Source organism: Catalinimonas locisalis (assembly GCF_038039535.1).
GTDB lineage: Bacteria > Bacteroidota > Bacteroidia > Cytophagales > Cyclobacteriaceae > Catalinimonas.
Window position 1 is genome coordinate 230,489 of record NZ_JBBPHP010000006.1, and the last position, 17,929, is coordinate 248,417.

General features: G+C 38.5%; 14 protein-coding genes. 7 read left to right on the forward strand and 7 right to left on the reverse strand.

Features of this window, described 5'->3' with window-relative positions; all coding sequences use genetic code 11:
- Positions 1–23 precede the first annotated feature (23 nt).
- Entirely contained in the window at positions 24–989 is a 966-nt protein-coding gene (locus WJR50_RS10895) for an AAA family ATPase (RefSeq protein WP_341293298.1), read from the forward strand.
- A 62-nt stretch (positions 990–1,051) separates the two neighbouring features.
- Here the strand turns inward: WJR50_RS10895 and WJR50_RS10900 are convergent, their stop codons facing one another.
- Both WJR50_RS10900 and pheS read right to left on the reverse strand, forming a co-directional pair.
- Entirely contained in the window at positions 1,052–1,504 is a 453-nt protein-coding gene (locus WJR50_RS10900) for a hypothetical protein (protein ID WP_341293299.1), read from the reverse strand.
- A gap of 57 nt (positions 1,505–1,561) precedes the next feature.
- Positions 1,562–2,590 carry a phenylalanine--tRNA ligase subunit alpha gene (gene pheS / locus WJR50_RS10905; protein ID WP_341293300.1) on the reverse strand — a complete coding sequence of 343 codons (1,029 nt, stop codon included), beginning with the start codon at positions 2,588–2,590 and terminating at the stop codon, positions 1,562–1,564.
- A gap of 139 nt (positions 2,591–2,729) precedes the next feature.
- Here pheS and WJR50_RS10910 point away from each other — a divergent pair, with 139 nt between their 5' ends.
- Positions 2,730–3,530, forward strand: a complete 801-nt coding sequence (locus WJR50_RS10910; RefSeq protein WP_341293301.1) for a Rossmann-like and DUF2520 domain-containing protein — start codon at positions 2,730–2,732, stop codon at positions 3,528–3,530.
- 7 nt (positions 3,531–3,537) lie between these two features.
- Here the strand turns inward: WJR50_RS10910 and pyrF are convergent, their stop codons facing one another.
- From pyrF to WJR50_RS10925, 3 genes are all read right to left on the reverse strand, one after another.
- On the reverse strand, positions 3,538–4,344 hold the full coding sequence (pyrF, locus tag WJR50_RS10915) for an orotidine-5'-phosphate decarboxylase (protein WP_341293302.1): 807 nt from the start codon (positions 4,342–4,344) through the stop codon (positions 3,538–3,540).
- A 62-nt stretch (positions 4,345–4,406) separates the two neighbouring features.
- Positions 4,407–5,069, reverse strand: coding sequence for an outer membrane lipoprotein periplasmic chaperone LolA1 (lolA1, locus tag WJR50_RS10920; RefSeq protein ID WP_341293303.1), 663 nt, complete (start codon positions 5,067–5,069; stop codon positions 4,407–4,409).
- A 24-nt stretch (positions 5,070–5,093) separates the two neighbouring features.
- A complete protein-coding gene (locus WJR50_RS10925; RefSeq protein ID WP_341293304.1) occupies positions 5,094–7,544 on the reverse strand; it encodes an FtsK/SpoIIIE family DNA translocase in 2,451 nt (816 codons plus the stop codon).
- 239 nt (positions 7,545–7,783) lie between these two features.
- Between WJR50_RS10925 and WJR50_RS10930 the strand changes: the two genes are divergently transcribed.
- Both WJR50_RS10930 and WJR50_RS10935 read left to right on the forward strand, forming a co-directional pair.
- Positions 7,784–8,128 carry a DUF6686 family protein gene (locus tag WJR50_RS10930; RefSeq protein WP_341293305.1) on the forward strand — a complete coding sequence of 115 codons (345 nt, stop codon included), beginning with the start codon at positions 7,784–7,786 and terminating at the stop codon, positions 8,126–8,128.
- 51 nt (positions 8,129–8,179) lie between these two features.
- A complete protein-coding gene (locus tag WJR50_RS10935) occupies positions 8,180–8,353 on the forward strand; it encodes a hypothetical protein (RefSeq protein ID WP_341293306.1) in 174 nt (57 codons plus the stop codon).
- A gap of 23 nt (positions 8,354–8,376) precedes the next feature.
- Here WJR50_RS10935 and WJR50_RS10940 read toward each other — a convergent pair whose 3' ends face one another.
- On the reverse strand, positions 8,377–10,800 hold the full coding sequence (locus tag WJR50_RS10940; RefSeq protein ID WP_341293307.1) for an aminotransferase class I/II-fold pyridoxal phosphate-dependent enzyme: 2,424 nt from the start codon (positions 10,798–10,800) through the stop codon (positions 8,377–8,379).
- Positions 10,801–11,482: 682 nt separating this feature from the next.
- On the opposite strand from WJR50_RS10940, the gene WJR50_RS10945 reads away from it, so the two are divergent.
- The 3 genes from WJR50_RS10945 to WJR50_RS10955 all read left to right on the forward strand — a co-directional run bounded on the left by WJR50_RS10945 (position 11,483) and on the right by WJR50_RS10955 (position 13,990).
- A complete protein-coding gene (locus WJR50_RS10945) occupies positions 11,483–11,935 on the forward strand; it encodes a LexA family protein (protein ID WP_341293308.1) in 453 nt (150 codons plus the stop codon).
- 1 nt (position 11,936) lies between these two features.
- Complete coding sequence (locus WJR50_RS10950; RefSeq protein WP_341293309.1) at positions 11,937–13,205, forward strand: Y-family DNA polymerase; 1,269 nt, start codon at positions 11,937–11,939, stop codon at positions 13,203–13,205.
- A 233-nt stretch (positions 13,206–13,438) separates the two neighbouring features.
- Positions 13,439–13,990 carry a hypothetical protein gene (locus WJR50_RS10955; RefSeq protein WP_341293310.1) on the forward strand — a complete coding sequence of 184 codons (552 nt, stop codon included), beginning with the start codon at positions 13,439–13,441 and terminating at the stop codon, positions 13,988–13,990.
- 6 nt (positions 13,991–13,996) lie between these two features.
- On the opposite strand, the gene WJR50_RS10960 is transcribed toward WJR50_RS10955, so the two are convergent.
- Positions 13,997–17,794, reverse strand: a complete 3,798-nt coding sequence (locus tag WJR50_RS10960) for a hydantoinase B/oxoprolinase family protein (protein ID WP_341293311.1) — start codon at positions 17,792–17,794, stop codon at positions 13,997–13,999.
- Between the last annotated feature and the right edge of the window lie 135 nt (positions 17,795–17,929).

The following is a 17,929-nucleotide window of genomic DNA, read 5'->3' on the forward strand; positions in this document are numbered from 1 at the left end:
TTTTTCTAAACCAAACCTAAACAATGGATCAGCAGAATACGGAAATAAAACTAGCTGACAAGCTACATGAAGACTATCAAAATTTAACAAATGAAATCAGCAAAGTTGTAATTGGACAGGAAGAGGTGGTTAAGCTTCTTCTCACTTCTATCTTTTGTCAGGGGCATAGTTTACTGGTTGGTGTACCCGGTCTTGCCAAGACACTTCTGATACATACCATCGCTTCGGCAGTAAATCTAAGTTTTAATCGTATTCAGTTTACACCAGACCTGATGCCTTCAGATATATTAGGTGCTGAAACTATTGATAAGGAGAGAAATTTCAGGTTTATCAAAGGGCCGATCTTTGCCAACATTATTCTGGCAGATGAGATTAACCGAACTCCGCCCAAAACTCAGGCTGCTTTGCTGGAAGCTATGCAGGAGTATTCTGTGACAGTGGCTGGGGTTCATTATCCTTTGGAAAGACCATTTTATGTGTTGGCTACCCAGAATCCCATTGAACAGGAGGGAACTTATCCTTTGCCTGAAGCACAGCTTGACCGTTTTATGTTCAATATTCTGCTGGATTATCCGGCCTACAAATCTGAGGTTGATATAGTAAAAAATACAACTTCTGACAAAAATTATCAGGTGCAGGAGGTATTGACTGGTGAGCAGATTGTAGCTTACCAAAGATTGATCAGAAGAGTGCCAATCGCTGATAATGTGGTAGAATATGCTGTTACATTAGTTCATAAAACACGCCCTCAAACGTCAGGTGCTAGTGATGTGGCTAACGAATTTTTGGAGTGGGGAGCAGGACCCAGAGCTTCTCAGTATCTGGTGTTAGCTTCAAAATGTAATGCTTTGCTAAGTGGTAAATATTCGCCCGATATTGAAGACGTTCAGGCAGTTGCTAAGCCCATTTTGAGACATAGAATTGTGCGGAATTTTAAAGCAGATGCCGAAGGCGTGAGCATTGATAGCATCATTGAAAAAATGCTTTAGTAATTTCAATATTTAGCTAAAAAAGAAAACCGGACTTGTCCGGTTTTTTTATTTGATCCTCTTCAGAATCCATCGCCATTATAAATATTGAGGTAGTTACCGTCCAAAAAAGTTTGGTACTGCCGCAAGGGGTACTGAGCTAAACCTCCACTCGGGTTACCCTTAAAATCGTATACTGAATTCGCACAGCCTTCTCTCAGGAAAAGTCCTGAGGGATCTACATAAACGTACGCGCAGGCTTCATCTGTACGATAAGGACTAGCTTTTTCAAATGCACGGTAGGTACTGGCATTTTCACGATAGATCAAGATTCCTTTATATCCTCCCAGAATTTCAACGTAACCACCATCAATTCTGAGAGGAAGGTATTGCTGATTACTAAGATTTATGGTCGTATCTACCAGAACATAAGGAATGGGTGAAACCCAATTATCCTGTTCACAACTACTAAGTGACAGCGTAACTGAGCATACAAATACTAAAAAGAAAGATGCCTTTAGGCTTTTAATCATCATACTCTATTGATTTGCAATATGTTGTAAACAGCAAACGCAAATAAAGCAGGAAATGTATCAGTTAAACTGAGAAAATTGTTTTAGGAAACGAATATCATTTTCTGTGAATAGACGAAGATCTTTAATCTGATACTTGATCATTGCAATACGCTCTATTCCCATACCAAAGGCAAATCCGGTATATTCCTCTGGATCAACGCCACAACTCTCCAGTACAAATGGGTCTACCATACCGCAACCACCTATTTCTAGCCAACCAGTGCCCTTGGTAATTCTTTTATCAGCCTCAGACTCATTACCCCACCAGATATCCAGTTCTGCACTGGGTTCAGTAAAAGGAAAATACGATGGTCTTAGGCGTATTCCAGTTTCAGGTCCGAAAAGTTCTTTTGCAAAATGAAGCAGGGTTTGCTTGAGGTCTGCAAAACTTACATTTTTATCTACATATAAACCTTCAACCTGATGGAAAACACAGTGGGCACGCGCGGAAATCGCTTCATTTCTAAATACTCGCCCTGGCATAATCGCTCGGAAAGGCGGCTCTCCTTCTTCCATCATGCGTATTTGTACAGAAGATGTATGTGTCCTCAGAACCATATCAGGATTCTTTTCAATAAAAAAAGTGTCCTGCATTTCTCTTGCCGGATGGTTAGGAGGGAAGTTTAGTGCGGTGAAGTTGTGGCGATCATCTTCAATCTCTGGTCCATCAACCACCTGAAAGCCAATCCGCTCAAATATTTCTACTATACGGTTTCTTACCTGGGTAAGAGGATGAATGGCACCTAACTCATCGGGAATGGGAGGAAGCGTGAGATCAGGGACATCTAAAGACTGGGTACTTGCTTTTTGGGATTCCAATTCAGCAATCAATGTTTTAAACTTGTCCTGAGCAGCATTTTTCAGCTGGTTCAGTTTCATCCCTGCTTCTTTTCTTTTTTCTGGCTCTACATCTTTGATAGAACCTAAAAGGTCACCAATGACGCTTTTCCGGCTAATGAAGCGCATACGGTAGGCCTCAAGTTCGTCTTCACTTTGAACGGTATATTGATTGATTTCTTCCTTCAGTGCGTTTATTTGATCTTCCATTTTTTATGCTTCATTTCTGAATATTTCCTAACCAAAATATTTGGTAGAGAATTCTAGCTGATAAAGCGCAAAGTTAAAAGACCTTTGCTTTTCATTGCAATTTAGTAGGTATTTTTAGCGCGTTTATTTAAATAGTTGTATGTCTCTTTTTAAGAAAAACAAATACTATAAGCTATCAATCATAGGGGCTGGCAATGTAGGCACCCATCTCGCTATTGTATTAGAAAGTGCAGGTCATGCTATCAGAGAAGTGTACAGTAGACATATTAATAATGCTCAAGCATTGTGCGAACAACTCTATGAAGCTGAAGTTAAGCAGGATTTAAACTTCATTTCAAGTGATGCGGATATTATTATTCTTGCTGTGCCAGATGATAAAATCAAAGAGGTAGCTGAAAAACTGCTCGTGCCTGCCAATGCGATTCTCTTACATACTTCCGGGAGCATGCCTATGGAAGTTCTTGAAAAAAATAACGGAGCTTGGGGAGTAATATATCCTTTACAAACCTTCAGCAAACACAAACCGGTAAATTTTCAGGAAATTCCAATATTAGTGGAAGGCAGTGATCACGAAACACAAAAAACTATCCTAAGACTTAGTCAAAGCATAAGCAAAAGAGTGGAAGTAATGAGTTCAACCCAAAGAGCCGTTTTGCATGTTTCTGCAGTATTTGCCTGTAATTTTACTAATCATATGATCAGTGTAGCTGAAGATTTAGCAGGTTCATATCATATTAACTTTGAGCTACTCAAACCATTGATTGCTGAAACCATCAATAAAAGTTTATCCGCTGGACCTAAATTCGCCCAAACAGGACCAGCAATCAGAGGTGATATTGCTACTCTTGAGCGACAAGAAGCATTTTTGAAAAAAAAAGATAACCAGCTCGCTAAAATTTACAGATTATTATCAAAAAGCATCATGAATATGCACAGTTGAATAATTACTAAAGATATTGTGCCATTTCTTCCTGTAGCTTTTGAGCTTCTTTTCTTGCCTGCTCGGCAAAATCATTACCCTGTGAGGCATAAATAATGCTTCGGGAGGCGTTGATCAACAAGCCAATATCGTCGTTCATTCCGTATCTAACCACTTCGCGCAGGCTTCCTCCCTGCGCTCCCACTCCTGGTACTAATAAAAAATGCGAAGGAATTATTTTGCGTATTTCAGCAAGCGAACTTGCTTTTGTAGCACCTACTACGTACATCAGGTTCTGGTCAGTCCCCCACATTTTACTTTGTCTAAGTACTCTTTCATAGAGCTTTTCACCCTCTTCCTGAAGGATTAATTGCTGAAAATCCCGACTACTTTTATTGGATGTCAATGCTAAAAGTATGACCCATTTGTTTTTAAATTCTAAAAAGGGAGCCACGCTATCCTCCCCCATATATGGGGCAACAGTTACAGAATCAAAATTTAATTGCTCAAAAAAGGCTCGGGCATACATACTGGAAGTATTCCCAATGTCACCTCGCTTGGCATCGGCTATTGTAAAAATATTCTTTGGAATATATTCAATTGTTTTTTGTAAACTTTCCCAGCCACTTACCCCCAGACTCTCGTAAAAAGCAAGATTAGGCTTATAGGCAACACATAAATCTGAAGTAGCATCAATAATCTGCTTATTAAATGCAAAGACCGGATCTTTCTCTTTAAGCAAATGAGTAGGGATTTTTTGAAGATCAGTATCCAAACCGATACATAAGAATGATTTCTTCTCCCGTATTTGATCTATAAGTGTCTGTCGTGTCATAGTAGGCAATAAAAAAACCGGTAACTTATGCTACCGGCTGCAATTTAGAACTTATTATTTTTTTAACGAAGATCTACAACTTCTACTCCTTCGTAGTTACTGGTATCAAATGAAAATACAGAATTTGAAATTTCAGCATCAGGATTAAAATTACTGATCTCATAAGTATAGATAGTACCATTTTTATCAAAAATCTGCCATTGCTTCAGAGTTTTATCATCCTGACTAATATGCAAGCGAATTTTGAAAAACTGATTATTATTATTTTCAGGAAGAAGATCAATCACATCGTAAGTTTGACCGTTCATGCTTTCTTCTTCCACATACACATATTTGAAACCTCTTTTGTAGGCATTATATATCTGCGTTGGAGAGATATCACCCTCTGAGGGGTCGTAGTTATCAATGTTGACTTCATTAACTTCTTCCAGATAAGTCCAAACGGTATTGCCATCATTGATAATTTCCTGACCACCCATTTTCAGGCGGTATTTATCTCCATTGACAATTATTTTTCCTTCAAAATCTTCGCTTATAGATTGTGTAGTGTTTTCCATGGAATAGGAAAAATCTGACTCAAAAGATCCTATTTTCTGATATCTTTCACTCATGGCATCCAAAACCTCCTTAGCTTTTGGGTCATATTGAGCATATGCAGTCTGTACTATTAGTATTAATAATACCATCAGACTTCCTATCGCTCTATTTATAGTTATTTGTTTCATTCGTTAGATACGTAATTAGTTTTATTATTTATTATCAATATTATTCAATAACTGTTCCAAACTATATTCATCCTGAATCAGAACTTCACGGGCTTTACTACCTTCAAATGGACCTACCACTCCGGCTGCTTCCAGTTGATCAATGATCCTACCGGCGCGATTATATCCAAGCTTAAGCTTACGCTGAATCAGCGAAGTACTGCCTTGCTGATGATGCACAATGAGGCGAGCAGCATCCTCAAACATAGTATCCCGATTCTTCAGGTCTACTTCGGTGATATCATTACTTTCACCTTCTTCACCTACAAATTCGGGCAGATGATATGCGGAATCATAACCTCTTTGTGAGCCAATAAAATCACAGATTTCATCTACTTCAGGCGTATCAATAAAAGGACATTGGAGACGAATCAGTTCAGAATTGAGTGATAAAAGTGTATCACCCTGTCCAACGAGTTGCTCAGCGCCTCCGGTATCCAGAATTGTTCTGGAATCTACTTTAGAAGTTACTCTAAATGAAAGCCTTACCGGAAAATTGGCTTTGATAATACCAGTAATTACGTTTACTGATGGTCTTTGGGTGGCTACCACTAAATGAATTCCTATGGCTCTTGCTAACTGTGCCAGACGTGCGATGGGTGTTTCAACCTCTTTACCGGCTGTCATCATCAAGTCGGCCAACTCATCTATAATGAGTACAATATAAGGCAAGAAGCGATGCCCCTGCTGGGGATTAAGTTTACGATGGACAAACTTATGGTTGTATTCTTTGATATTTCTACATCCTGCATCTTTTAGCAGGTCGTAGCGATTGTCCATCTCAATACAAAGAGAATTCAGTGTATAAATTACCTTTTTCGTTTCCGTAATGATAGCGTCGTCACTGTCTGGAAGTTTTGCGAGAAAGTGTCTTTCTATTTTATTATAAAGCGTAAGCTCAACCTTTTTGGGGTCAATAAGTACAAATTTAAGTTGAGAAGGATGGCGCTTAAAGATCAGAGAAGTGAGTAAAACATTCAATCCTACTGACTTACCCTGACCAGTAGCTCCTGCAATCAGCAGGTGAGGCATTTTTGCCAGATCTGCAATATAGAGCTCGTTGCTAACTGTTTTGCCCAAAATAATGGGAAGCTCATTGCTGCTCTTCATGAACTTATCAGTAGTCACCACAGAGTTCATACTGACGATTTCGCGATTTTTATTGGGCACTTCAATTCCTATGGTTCCCTTGCCAGGTATCGGGGCAATAATCCTGATGCCCAATGCCGCCAAACTCAGTGCAATATCATCTTCCAGGTTTTTAATTTTGGAAATTTTGACCCCTGCTTCCGGTACAATTTCATACAAAGTCACGGTAGGGCCGATTGTAGCTTTAATGGATGAAATACCAATCTTAAAGTTGATCAGGGTCTCTACAATATTGTCTTTGTTATTCTCAAGCTCTTCTTTAGTAACTTTTACTTTCTGAGTATCATATTTCTCCAGAAGGTCCGGGGTGGGATAACGATAGCCAGAGAGATCAAGCGTCGGATCATAATTTTCCATCTGGCTGGAGAACTTTTCTTCCTTTTGCTCCTCCACTTCCAATTCATAATCAGCGTGGGTTTCGGGAGTGGAAGGAACATTATCTCTAGCTGGTTCTTCCTGAGGTAGGTTGACTTCTAACTCCGGTGAGTCTGAAACTGAATTTTTTTCTTTAGAAGATCTGGAATCTTCGTTAGTATCTAAGTCAAATGAATATGTATCATCAGCAGCTTCTTTTGTTTCTTCCTTCTTTTCTACAGTCTCTTTTTGCTGATAAGCAGGAGTGGTAACGCTTTCTGTATTCTCAGTCTGTATTTCCTCTTTCGGCTTTGGTTTCAGGTGAAAGAAAGTAGTGATATTAAAGAAGTAAATTACGAATACGAGCAAGGAGAAAATAAGTAATAGTATTGTTCCCCAGCCCATTAAGCCATTAGAAAGTAATGCAAGCTCATACCCCACGCCTCCTCCTAAGAAACTCCAGGGTGAGGGCCCTTCCTGACGAAAAACAATATAGCCAAGCAGAATGCTTGTCCAGATCAGAAAGAATGCTACAAATTTAAAGGCATTGTAGGGAGAAGCCAGTTCTCTTCTAAATACGACTTTTACACCAATAATGAAGAGTAGGGGGGGGATGAGCATAGAGGCAATGCCAAACCAACGATAAATAAAAAGATAACCCGAAAGAGCACCTATTAGACCCAACCAATTTTCTACTTCCAGTCCTGAAGCTTTTAGGTCTGTATCAAACACTGCCTCAGCTACACTTTGGTCAGCCTTACCGGTGAAGATGAATGAAATAAAAGCTATTGTGAGAAATACAGACAGTATAATAAGAAAGAAACCTCCCGCAAGATGAAATCTCTTATCATGATAAAAAGTGATCCTTTTCTTCTTCTCCTGTTGCTTTTTCGCCTTTTTATATGTGTTTGATTTATAGGTTTTCTCCGCCATACCTTTATTTTAGAACTGCCAAGATGCGATCAAAATTATAAAATAGGTTTCAATATACATAAAGCATACCCAAAACGAATGATTTATGTCCTGATGATATAAGTGTGCTAAAGAAAGAAAAAAAGAAAAATTTATAGCGTTGTAATCAATGTTTTTTGATCAATTTCTGTTACTCAACTGAATCTTATTTAAAAGGAATTATATGCAGCAGTTTTTAATAATTATTGAATAGCCTAGTCATGTCAAATCAAGAGAATACTATTTTGTGTGAATCTGAAAACGGACATGTAAGTATTTTGAACAGCGGAATTGCTTACAAACTTCATTTTAAGGGTATAATGCTGATTCTGACCTCACAACAGCTTCACGCCCTAAAAAAGTATTTGGAAAATCTAAATCCAGAAACCTGGTTCTCAACACCCCACGAAGAGTTTGCATTTATCTATTTTACGCCTCTCTGTGCAGATTATCTTATGTCGCGAGATGATTTGAAAGAATTACTTCAATTGCTGCTGGAGGCTACCGCAATGGTTAAGGTGCACCAAAGGTTATTTTTCAAAAACGAGAAAACTCGCATCAATTAGAAAAAAATTGCCCAACCTATTATTTAGGTTGGGCTGATAATACCCTTATGCATGAACTGGATTAAAAGTATTGGTTTTTTTGCCTTAGCCTTAGGAACTATAGTTTTGCTGGTCGCTTCCTACGTTTCTCTATCAAACAATCAACTTGTAATTGAACCTTACGCACTTGGCTTGGCTGCTATACTTGCAGGCTTTGTCTGTGTTAAAAAGTCTACCGAAGAATAATGTTTTCTTAACCTAAATTCACTCTATTCTTCTACCGATAGAATGCTATTTCCTTCCAGACTTTCAATTAATTCCAGTTTATAATTACTATCTGCCTGAAGGAAACCTACCCTTGAAACGATTGTTGCTCCTAATTTTCTCTTTTCAGTATTAGCTGTAAGCCCTAGCTGTACTTTACTTTTGCCTAATTCTTTTGCCCTCATTATTGCCTGAAAGAGCGCTTGCTTGTACACTTTTAGTTCAAAGTAAGTATAGTCAAGTCCCAGAATTACGCCCTGATAACTGTTTTTTCCTTTGTGGTTAAAAGCTACACCTATTAATACATTAGTTTCTCTTGAATAGTAGCAAATGCTTTCCCAATTAGGGTCTTGATTTAATGTTTTAAAAAGCTTTTTGGGGTAGGCTATATTATTAAATGCATGGTTTGCTTTATGTACTTGCCAATATAGTTCGTATGCTCTCTCCAATTCGTCTTCAGATAAGTTCTCTTTAAATTTTACTGTGATTTTATCTTTGTTTTTCAAGATATCTTTTCTCACATGACTTCTTGATTTTGGTGAAAGGCTGGATATATATTCTTCAGCATCGTTGAAATCAAGAGAGGCAAGCTCTGAGCCCTCGGGTAAATCTATTTTCAGGTATCCTTGTTGATAAAAGAAGTCTTTCAGCTCATCGTCATCAGCCAGTATATCTCTGATCATTACCATTTTAGTCTCAAACTTAGTTTTGAGCACTTCTATCTGACTACATAATATTTTCAGCGCTTCCTGATAATCTCTATGTTGCCGATCCAGAAAAAGGTGCTCTCCATCAGTAATTAATGAACCCATTGACAAAACTTTACTCATCAGGTAGTAAGGGTTACTTTCTCGTATTAACTCTAGTTCTTCCGACACACTTGATTTTGATAATGCATCATCTTTCCACAAGCCTACCGTAAAAAAAGTTGCCAGTATTATTTTGCCAGCTTCGTCTCTGATCATCAGGTAGATAAATTCCCAGTTATGATCCTCTCTTTCATTACCTTGAAATGCTTTTTCTAAAGCTTCCAGCCCTTCATAATCAAATATCCCTTTGTCTTCAAAACAACTATCCCAACTGGCTTTATTTATCATATTTATAGAGCGCTCTACCTGTACATTTAACTGATGAGTTTTATGCAACATACCCTCATTCTCATCTACCAATGGCAATTTAAATGTAGCTCTTACATTGTTGAGGTTGGTTCCTTCTTCACTCAAACTCTTTGGATAATGATGTACCATGGCATCCACCAATGCTTTGATTTCTTCTTTTTGGTTATGTCTTGAAATAGTAAATCTTATTCCGGTGTTCCGTACCGGTACTACCGGAAATGTTGCTACATTGATGTAAAAGCCTTCATTCATCAGTCTTTTGGCAAAATTGTAAGCCAATGCGGGCAAGCCGGTTCCTATAAAATGGACAGGGCATTTGTTTTCCTGGATTAAGGGAAGGTTGGTTTGTCTGATAAGTTGATTGCAGTAATCTACCTTTTCTCTCAGTTCATCTTGTAACAGATAAATCTCATCAGAAAGGTGAATTTTTGCAGAAGCCAAAGCGGCTGCGACACTAGAGGGCTCTAGTTGGGCCGAAAATGTTTGTGGACCACCAAAAATTTTACAGGTTTCATATAATTTTTCATCACCAAAGGCAACTACACTCCCGCTTGCTCCAAAAGTTTTGCTTAATGTACCTACTAAAACCATTTTTTCTGCCAGATCACCCACCTGACTCATCACATAGCCTGCTCCGTGTTTTCCGGCCCAGCTCATGCCATGTACATCATCAATATATAAGTGCAGCTGGGGATAAAGCTCTTGTAAATACTGTAGCTCATGAACTGGAACAGTATCTCCATACATTGAGTAAACACCATCTGCAGCATACCATACCTTATTGAATTTTCCTCTTGCTTTCTTCAGCAGATCTTCCAGCATATTCATATCATTATGCTTTACAAGCTGTACCGCTATTCCTCTTGGTTTTAGCAGTTGAGCAGCATTTTGTACACTGGCATGCACCTGTTGATCGAGGATAAGGGTATCTTCATCTCTTACAATGCTTGGTATGATTCCGATATGGGCTAAGGTACTGTTCTTGGTAATAACGATGGGCTTGCGGTATATTTTTCTCAATGCCTCTTCCAGTTCTTTATAGATTACAAAAGAAACATAAGTTTTTGAGAGGGGAAACTGTGTTCCATAGCGCATAATCGCATCACAGGCGGCCTCTTTGAGTCTTATATCCTGCTCAAGCCCCAGATATCCTGTAGTGCCAAAATGATAAAGCTGCTTTCCATTGATATGAATATGCCTTCCATCAAAATAATCTCCTTCAGTATACAAATGTGCGAGACCTTCTTTTTTTGCATTTAGAATCAAATCACCAATCGTGTCAAGTATATTATTGTGTTTAGACTTAGCCATTCTTGCTGGGGTATGTATTATGTGTTTATACTCAAATAACTCTTTCCTGTGATACGAAGAAATAATAACTGAAAGGATCTTTCTTATGGATAATGTCGGAAATCACAGAAAGAGAAAAGCTTTTTAAAATAGCATGTTGAGAGATATCTTTTCTTAGGGTTTCCGCATCTGACAATTTGTTGAAATATAAGAATGTAAGAAGCCCTTTTTCCTGGATCAGGAAATCTTTTCCCTCTCTTAAATTATACTTTTGACATAAGACGTTGATCATAACTTTTGATTCTATATTTGATTATTAAAAGTAGAATCAATTCTGTTAGCGTTCAATACTTTTTAGGGTTTATGTAATATTTCTTATGTATTTGTTTCTATGCACTGACTTAGTTTACTGAATTATTTTAAAAATTCGTGAAGATCATGAAATACTCATGATACTTATATTTTTAGTTTTTAATAGTTTTTTCAATAGTTTTTATTTAACTATTTTGGTTTGAAATTTAGTTCATTCCATCTAGATTATCTGGTTTTTTAGAGCATAAATACTTAAGTATAAGTTGCGTGTTTGGGCTCAACGCCTTCATTAGATTGTATATTCTTAAAAAAAGAATAAATTCTTTGATAAAATACTTATTTTAAGTATTTTTGACATTGATGTAAATAGTCACCTTAAACTGTTTGTACTATGAAAATAGATACTGGTACTTACCCAATACTTACACTAGACTTGTTTTCAATTGGTACTTCCGAACCATTGGTATTATCATTATTTGAATCGGATATTCCTGCCGGTTACCCGGCTCAGGCTGATACCCGGATTGCTCTGAAGTTGGATTTGAATCGTCATCTCATTAAGCATCCGGCTGCAACCTTTTATGCTAGAGTCAAAGGAGGAAATATGGAAGAATTAGATTTGGAGGATGGAGACATTTTGGTAGTTGACCGAGCTGTAGAATTAAGAGAAAACGACTTAGTAGTCTGTAAGGTTGATGAAAACTTTACAGTTAAAAGGGCTTATTTGAACGATTTGAGGCATAACTTAAAAACTGAGAGCCTGTCTTCTTATTTGATTCGGACTTTTGAACAACAGAATTTTCATGTTTGTGGCGTAGTAACTTTCATCATACATAAACCATAAAATGTTTGCCCTCATTGATTGTAATCATTTCTATGTCTCATGTGAGCGGGTTTTCAAACCTTATTTAGAAAATAAAGCTGTAGTTGTATTATCCAATAATGATGGCTGCATTATTGCGATTTCACCTGAAGCCAAAGCTTTGGGAATCAAAATGGGAGCGCCTGTTTTTGAGATTAAACGTTTTATCAGGAACCATAATATCACTGTTTTTTCATCCAATTATCCGTTGTATGGAGATATGTCAAAGCGGGTAATGAATACACTTCGTCAATTTTCTCCTGATATTGAAGTATACTCTATTGATGAAGCTTTTTTGCAATTGGATAAAGTTAGCGTACAATATCAGAACTGGAGACATTGGGGCACTCATCTTAGAGATACTGTTTATCAGTGGGTCGGCATACCTACTTGTGTAGGAATTGCTCCTACCAAAACACTGGCCAAAATTGCTAACCGGTTGGCAAAAAAAAGTGGTGAGCAGGTTTATACCCTTGAACATACTAAAGAAATAGAGCAGGCCTTACTGCTTACCTCAGTAGAGGACATATGGGGAGTTGGAAGACGTTATGCAGCTTTTCTTTACCAGTCTGGTATTGAGAATGCCCTACAGTTTAGCAGAACAGAAGAAAGCTGGGTAAGGCAACATATGGGTGTAGTAGGGCTAAGACTGTTTTATGAGTTAAGGGGTAAGAGTTGCGTTTCTCTTGAAACAGTTAGCAATTCAGGAAATAAAAAAATGATTGGTTCTTCTCGCTCTTTTGTCAAGCCGATTACCAAGCAGGCTGACTTGAAAGAAGCTATAGCCACCTATTGCACCAGAGTAGGAGAAAAGTTGAGAATGCAACAAAGCTGTGCGAGTATGGTTACAGTGTATATCAGAACAAATCGCTTTAGCAATAAGACAGAGCAATATGCAAATGCTCAGGTTATGCATTTACCGGTACCTACTGACAGTACTCTGGAACTTATTCATTACGCACATAAAGCATTAGATAAGATTTACCGTAATGAGCTAAATTACAAGAAAGCGGGAGTTTTGGTACAGGGTTTGGTGCCAGCTTACAGGTGTCAGAGGCATTTATTTGATGAAGTTAATAGGGCCAAACACCATAAAGCAATGCAGGCAATGGATGAGATTAATCGTAAGTACGGACGTTTTAAATTACGATCGGCCTCTATGGGATTTAAAAACAGCGGTGAAACAATTCAGGGAAGACTTTCTCAAAAATACACCTCAAATTGGAAAGAAATTTTAGAAGTAAATGCCTGAAATTTGTCTGAAATAGTGTTTTTTTATGATTAAAAGTTGTTTTAAAACAAATTTACTGTAAGTTTAATCAATAGTTTGTTACTTGGGTATGCAATAGCTTTTGTGTATATTTTTGGTATTAAATACTTACTTAATATAAAAGTAATATTTTCTAGACTTTCTTTACATTAACTTAATATGATGATAAGAAATGTTTAGTAAATTTATTAATTGCGAAATTTTTATTAACAAAGATGAGTGCAACCAGAACTTTTTCAGACCGTCACCAGGTTTTTCAGCAATCTTTTCAGACTAACGGGGAGCAGACCAATCATACTAAAGAAGCGTATGATTTACTCACATTGGTAAATCAGAGTTATCAAGCTTTAGACATAGGTCAACTGGGTAGCATTGATGATTTGCGTCGTGCTTTAGAAGATGTGGAATCTGTCAGAAAATCTTTCATGGAAAATAATTTTCCATCAGATACTGAAAGCCTAGGCTTGGCGTCGGCGATTAATTCCAGTGAGGAATTGGAAACTTTTGAACGTATGGTTTCTTTCTACGAAAAAAGAAAGCCTCCACAGGGAATAGACTGGGAGCTGTTTACAATCAAAGATGGAAAACTATATTTAAAAAGTAATGAAGAAAGAGCATCAACTTTGTTGGCCACCCAAAAGAGAAAGGCAGTAGAGCAACTCATTAAAGCGATTCAGCAAGTAGAATCGCTAGGTCTTACTCCATTCAATAGCTTTGAATCTTCTCTCATTACCAAACAGGGGAATACTTATATGATCAAGAAGTAAAGCAATTTAAGGCCTTCCGAAACCCCCGCCTCCCGGTGTTTCAATGGTAATGCTATCTCCAGCAGACATTTCTGTTTGATCATTACCTTTAAGTTCTTCTATTGTATTGTGTTTGCGTGTAATATATTGCCTGCCAGTCTTTCCGTTTTCTCCACCTTTGATACCATAAGGCGTCTGAATGCGGTGTTGAGAGAGAATCGTAAGGGAAACATCTTCAAGAAAAGTAATTTGCCGAACAATCCCATTTCCACCTTTCCACTTTCCATTACCACCTGAAGACTTTCTGATCCCAAACCTTTCTAAGCGTACCGGGTAACGAAATTCAAATATTTCCGGATCAGTAATGCGGGTGTTGGTCATATGTTGATGCACACCATCAGCACCATGAAAACCTTCCCCTGCCCCCGTTCCTCCGCCAATGGTTTCGTAATACCCAAAACGGTCGTTACCAAAAAGAAGATTATTCATAGTACCCTGACTACAGGCAACGATACCTAGTGCTTTGAGAAGCGTATCAACGACACGCTGGCTTGTCTCAGTATTGCCCCCAACCACCGCAGGACATTTGTGAGGATCATCATGAAACTGAGGGTTAAGAAACGTATTTACAGGTACATATAAATCTACAGCTTGCATTAAGCCTTCATTGAGGGGAATAAGTTGTTTGATAAGTAAGCGAAGCACATAGATTACAGCACTGTTAACAATGGCAAGCGTAGCGTTTAGGTTAGCTGGGTGGACTGCACCACTGCCACTAAAATCAATTCCGATTCTTTTATTTTGAATTTGAAGTTTAACCTGAATGGGAGTTTTATCATCAAGAAACTCTGTTGCTTTAAAATCTCCTTTTTCAAAATTTTGAATACTTTCCACCATACAGGAATGAGCATAATCTTTAATAGCCTCCATATAGTGTCTGATCGATTCTGAACCATGTACCTGGCAAAGTTTTGTAAGCGATTCTTGCCCGGAATGAATGGAAGCCAGAGCCCCCTTTAGATCTGCAATGTTTTCTTCTATTGCCCGGCTGGGATATTTTCCTGAGGTCAGAATTTTCCGTATCTCTTCCCATTGTACTTCACCTTGTCTGACAAGATATGTAGGAGGTATTACCACGCCTTCTTCAGCTAATGATTTAGCGTCCGGAGGCATAGAGCCTGGTCTTTTCCCTCCTAACTCGGCATGGTGAGCGCGATTAGCAACATAGCCTACCAATTGGTCCTGATAAAAAATCGGACTGATTAGCGTAATGTCAGGGAGATGAGAACCTCCGTAACGAGGATGGTTCGTAATAGCAACATCACCTTTTTTAAGTTCCAACTTATCCTTGACGCTACGCACACAAATACCCATGCTTCCTAAATGTACGGGAATATGAGGAGCATTAACCACTAATTCACCTTCTGCATCCAAAAGTGCGCAGGAGAAATCAAGTCTTTCCTTGACGTTCACCGAAAAAGAGGTTCTTTCCAGCAAGGCCCCCATTTCTTCTGCGATAGCGCCAAAACGGTTGGTAAAAAGCTCTAACTGAACTTCTTCAGGTTGATCAGATTGGATACTTTTTTTGGTAGGTTGATGATTTAAGATGGCCGTACAATAATGATCAATAAGTAAAGACCATCCCTGGTCTAAAGTCAAAGTACAGTTATTACTGACTATTAATGCAGGGCCTACTATTTGTGCGCCTGCATTTAAAGATTCCCAATAAAAAACCGGTACTTCATTCCACTGGTCTACCACCCAACATTGTTGTGTATCATCAGCTTGAGGCTCAAACTTATGAAAAGACTGAGAATGAGAGGGTTCCTCTGAAGTAGTGGTAGAGGCCACTACTTTAATAGACTCCAGTTCAATTTTTTGATCTTCAAGCCAGTGCCCAAAAAGGGTAGAATACTGATCACGAAAGGCCTGCTCTAAATCTAATTCATCTTCATAATCAATTTCAAGACTACTCTCCTGCCCCTGAAAACGTAAGTATAATTTGATGAAGCGAATTTCAGTATCTTGAGCATTATAACCTTCCTTCTTTAAAAGCCCAAAAGCTTCTTTTTTCAAGTCTTCAATGATAATTTTTAAATCAGATACTGCTTCCAGAAGTTGAAGAATTTGCCTGGTGGCAAAACGTTCTACTTCAGCCTTCCCCATACCATAAGCGCTTAGTAGACCTGCATCATAAGGAACAATTACTTTCTGTATTCCCAAAATCTCTGCAATCTGACAAGCATGCTGCCCACCAGCACCACCACAAGCCAGTAAGGCATGATCCTGAGGATTATACCCTTTGCGCACTGAAATTTTGCGAATAGCGTCGGTCATTTTTTCATTGGCAATGGTCAGTAGTCCGAGAAGAATTTCTTCGTCTTTATAGGAGCTTCCTTTTTGTTCCTCCATCTGCTTCTTAAGTTCCTGCAGGGCCATCTTCGCATTTTTTTTGCTGATCGGAATACCGAAACGATCATCACTAATTCTTCCCAGTAACAGATTTACATCAGTAATTGTCAGTGGTCCTCCAAATCCGTAACAAGCAGGACCAGGACGGGCGCCAGCGCTTTCAGGACCCACGCTTAGTTTATGTCCATCAAAAGTACAACATGAGCCACCTCCGGCAGCCACTGTTTCAATTGCGAGAGCCGGGCTGTACAGATTAATATCTCCTACCTTTGTTTCATAACGATAATCAAACTCACCATCATAGCGAGAGACGTCTGTGCTGGTTCCACCCATATCAAAGGCGAGTATTCTTGAAATTTCCGGATCGGTCTTTCCTGCCTGCTTACAAATATGAGAAGCTCCAACGACACCTCCTGCAGGGCCGCTCAATAAGCTATCTTTGGGTTGGTAAAGGTCGGCACTGACCAAACCGCCAGCACTGGTCATCACCTTTAGAGAACTTTTATCTAACTTACTTTTGACAGACGCAAGGTAGTCTCCAACCTGAGGAGAAAGGTAAGCATTGATCAAAGCGGTTTTAGCGCGAGGTAATATTTTGATTGAGGGAGCAAGGGCAGCAGAGGTAGAAACATACACAAAGCCGGCTTTTTCCAAAGCATCGGCCAACTGATCCTCATGTGCACTGTTAAAATAGCTATGCATAAAAGCGATGGAAACAGCCTGTACATCGCTGTTTTTAAGCTGTTTGACAATCTTATTCATTTCCTCTTTGGTGAGAGAAGTTAAAATATTACCCCTGGCATCAATCCTTTCAATTACTTCTATCACCTCCTGATAATAAAGTTTAGGTTTAATGATATTAAGAGAAAATATATCAGGACGTTGTTGGGTATCTATCGCAAGGAGGTCGGCAAAACCTTGAGTGAGAAGGACAGCTGTCTTAGCTCCTTTATGTTCTAACAAAGCATTGGTTCCTCTGGTAGAGCCAAGTCGCATTTCCATAGGTGGGAGGGGCTCTATAAGGGAAGTTTCGGTAGCTAATCTGGCGGCTAAAATCGGAGCTTCCTCATGAGCATAAATTTCAAAGTCCTTTCCTTCCAGTTGATCAAGTTCAGATAAGTTACTAAGTCTGATTTCCTGATTTTTAGTATCATATGCGTCAACGAAAATGGTGGGATGATCCATACCAAGAATACTAAATTGGTATCCCTGAAAAATATCTTTTGACACGGGCCATTGGGCTGAAATTCTAATCGTATTTGCCTCAACTATTGCTGTGATTCTTCCTCTTAAAGCACTGATGCTCAGTACTTTTATCCTTTTAATTTGATCTTTCGGATTAAATGCAATACAATCTGTGAAAGTGCCGCCGGTATCTACCCAGATTTTCCAATATTTTTCTTTGCCATTCATGGGTAAAAGTTTAGCAAAAGCAGAATTAAATCAAAATAGATTCACAAAATGCAGGCTAAAAAGAGGGCAGAAATAAAAAAAATAGCGCCAATAAGCTAAAACTATAATGGCGCTATAAAAGTGTGATTTTATGGA

What these genes read in the sequence shown, in the direction of transcription:
- WJR50_RS10895 (WP_341293298.1), top strand. Translation starts at nt 24, where the DNA reads ATGGATCAGCAGAATACGGAAATAAAACTAGCTGACAAGCTACATGAA.
- WJR50_RS10900 (WP_341293299.1), bottom strand. Translation starts at nt 1,504, where the DNA reads ATGATGATTAAAAGCCTAAAGGCATCTTTCTTTTTAGTATTTGTATGC.
- pheS (WP_341293300.1), bottom strand. Translation starts at nt 2,590, where the DNA reads ATGGAAGATCAAATAAACGCACTGAAGGAAGAAATCAATCAATATACC.
- WJR50_RS10910 (WP_341293301.1), top strand. Translation starts at nt 2,730, where the DNA reads ATGTCTCTTTTTAAGAAAAACAAATACTATAAGCTATCAATCATAGGG.
- pyrF (WP_341293302.1), bottom strand. Translation starts at nt 4,344, where the DNA reads ATGACACGACAGACACTTATAGATCAAATACGGGAGAAGAAATCATTC.
- lolA1 (WP_341293303.1), bottom strand. Translation starts at nt 5,069, where the DNA reads ATGAAACAAATAACTATAAATAGAGCGATAGGAAGTCTGATGGTATTA.
- WJR50_RS10925 (WP_341293304.1), bottom strand. Translation starts at nt 7,544, where the DNA reads ATGGCGGAGAAAACCTATAAATCAAACACATATAAAAAGGCGAAAAAG.
- WJR50_RS10930 (WP_341293305.1), top strand. Translation starts at nt 7,784, where the DNA reads ATGTCAAATCAAGAGAATACTATTTTGTGTGAATCTGAAAACGGACAT.
- WJR50_RS10935 (WP_341293306.1), top strand. Translation starts at nt 8,180, where the DNA reads ATGAACTGGATTAAAAGTATTGGTTTTTTTGCCTTAGCCTTAGGAACT.
- WJR50_RS10940 (WP_341293307.1), bottom strand. Translation starts at nt 10,800, where the DNA reads ATGGCTAAGTCTAAACACAATAATATACTTGACACGATTGGTGATTTG.
- WJR50_RS10945 (WP_341293308.1), top strand. Translation starts at nt 11,483, where the DNA reads ATGAAAATAGATACTGGTACTTACCCAATACTTACACTAGACTTGTTT.
- WJR50_RS10950 (WP_341293309.1), top strand. Translation starts at nt 11,937, where the DNA reads ATGTTTGCCCTCATTGATTGTAATCATTTCTATGTCTCATGTGAGCGG.
- WJR50_RS10955 (WP_341293310.1), top strand. Translation starts at nt 13,439, where the DNA reads ATGAGTGCAACCAGAACTTTTTCAGACCGTCACCAGGTTTTTCAGCAA.
- WJR50_RS10960 (WP_341293311.1), bottom strand. Translation starts at nt 17,794, where the DNA reads ATGAATGGCAAAGAAAAATATTGGAAAATCTGGGTAGATACCGGCGGC.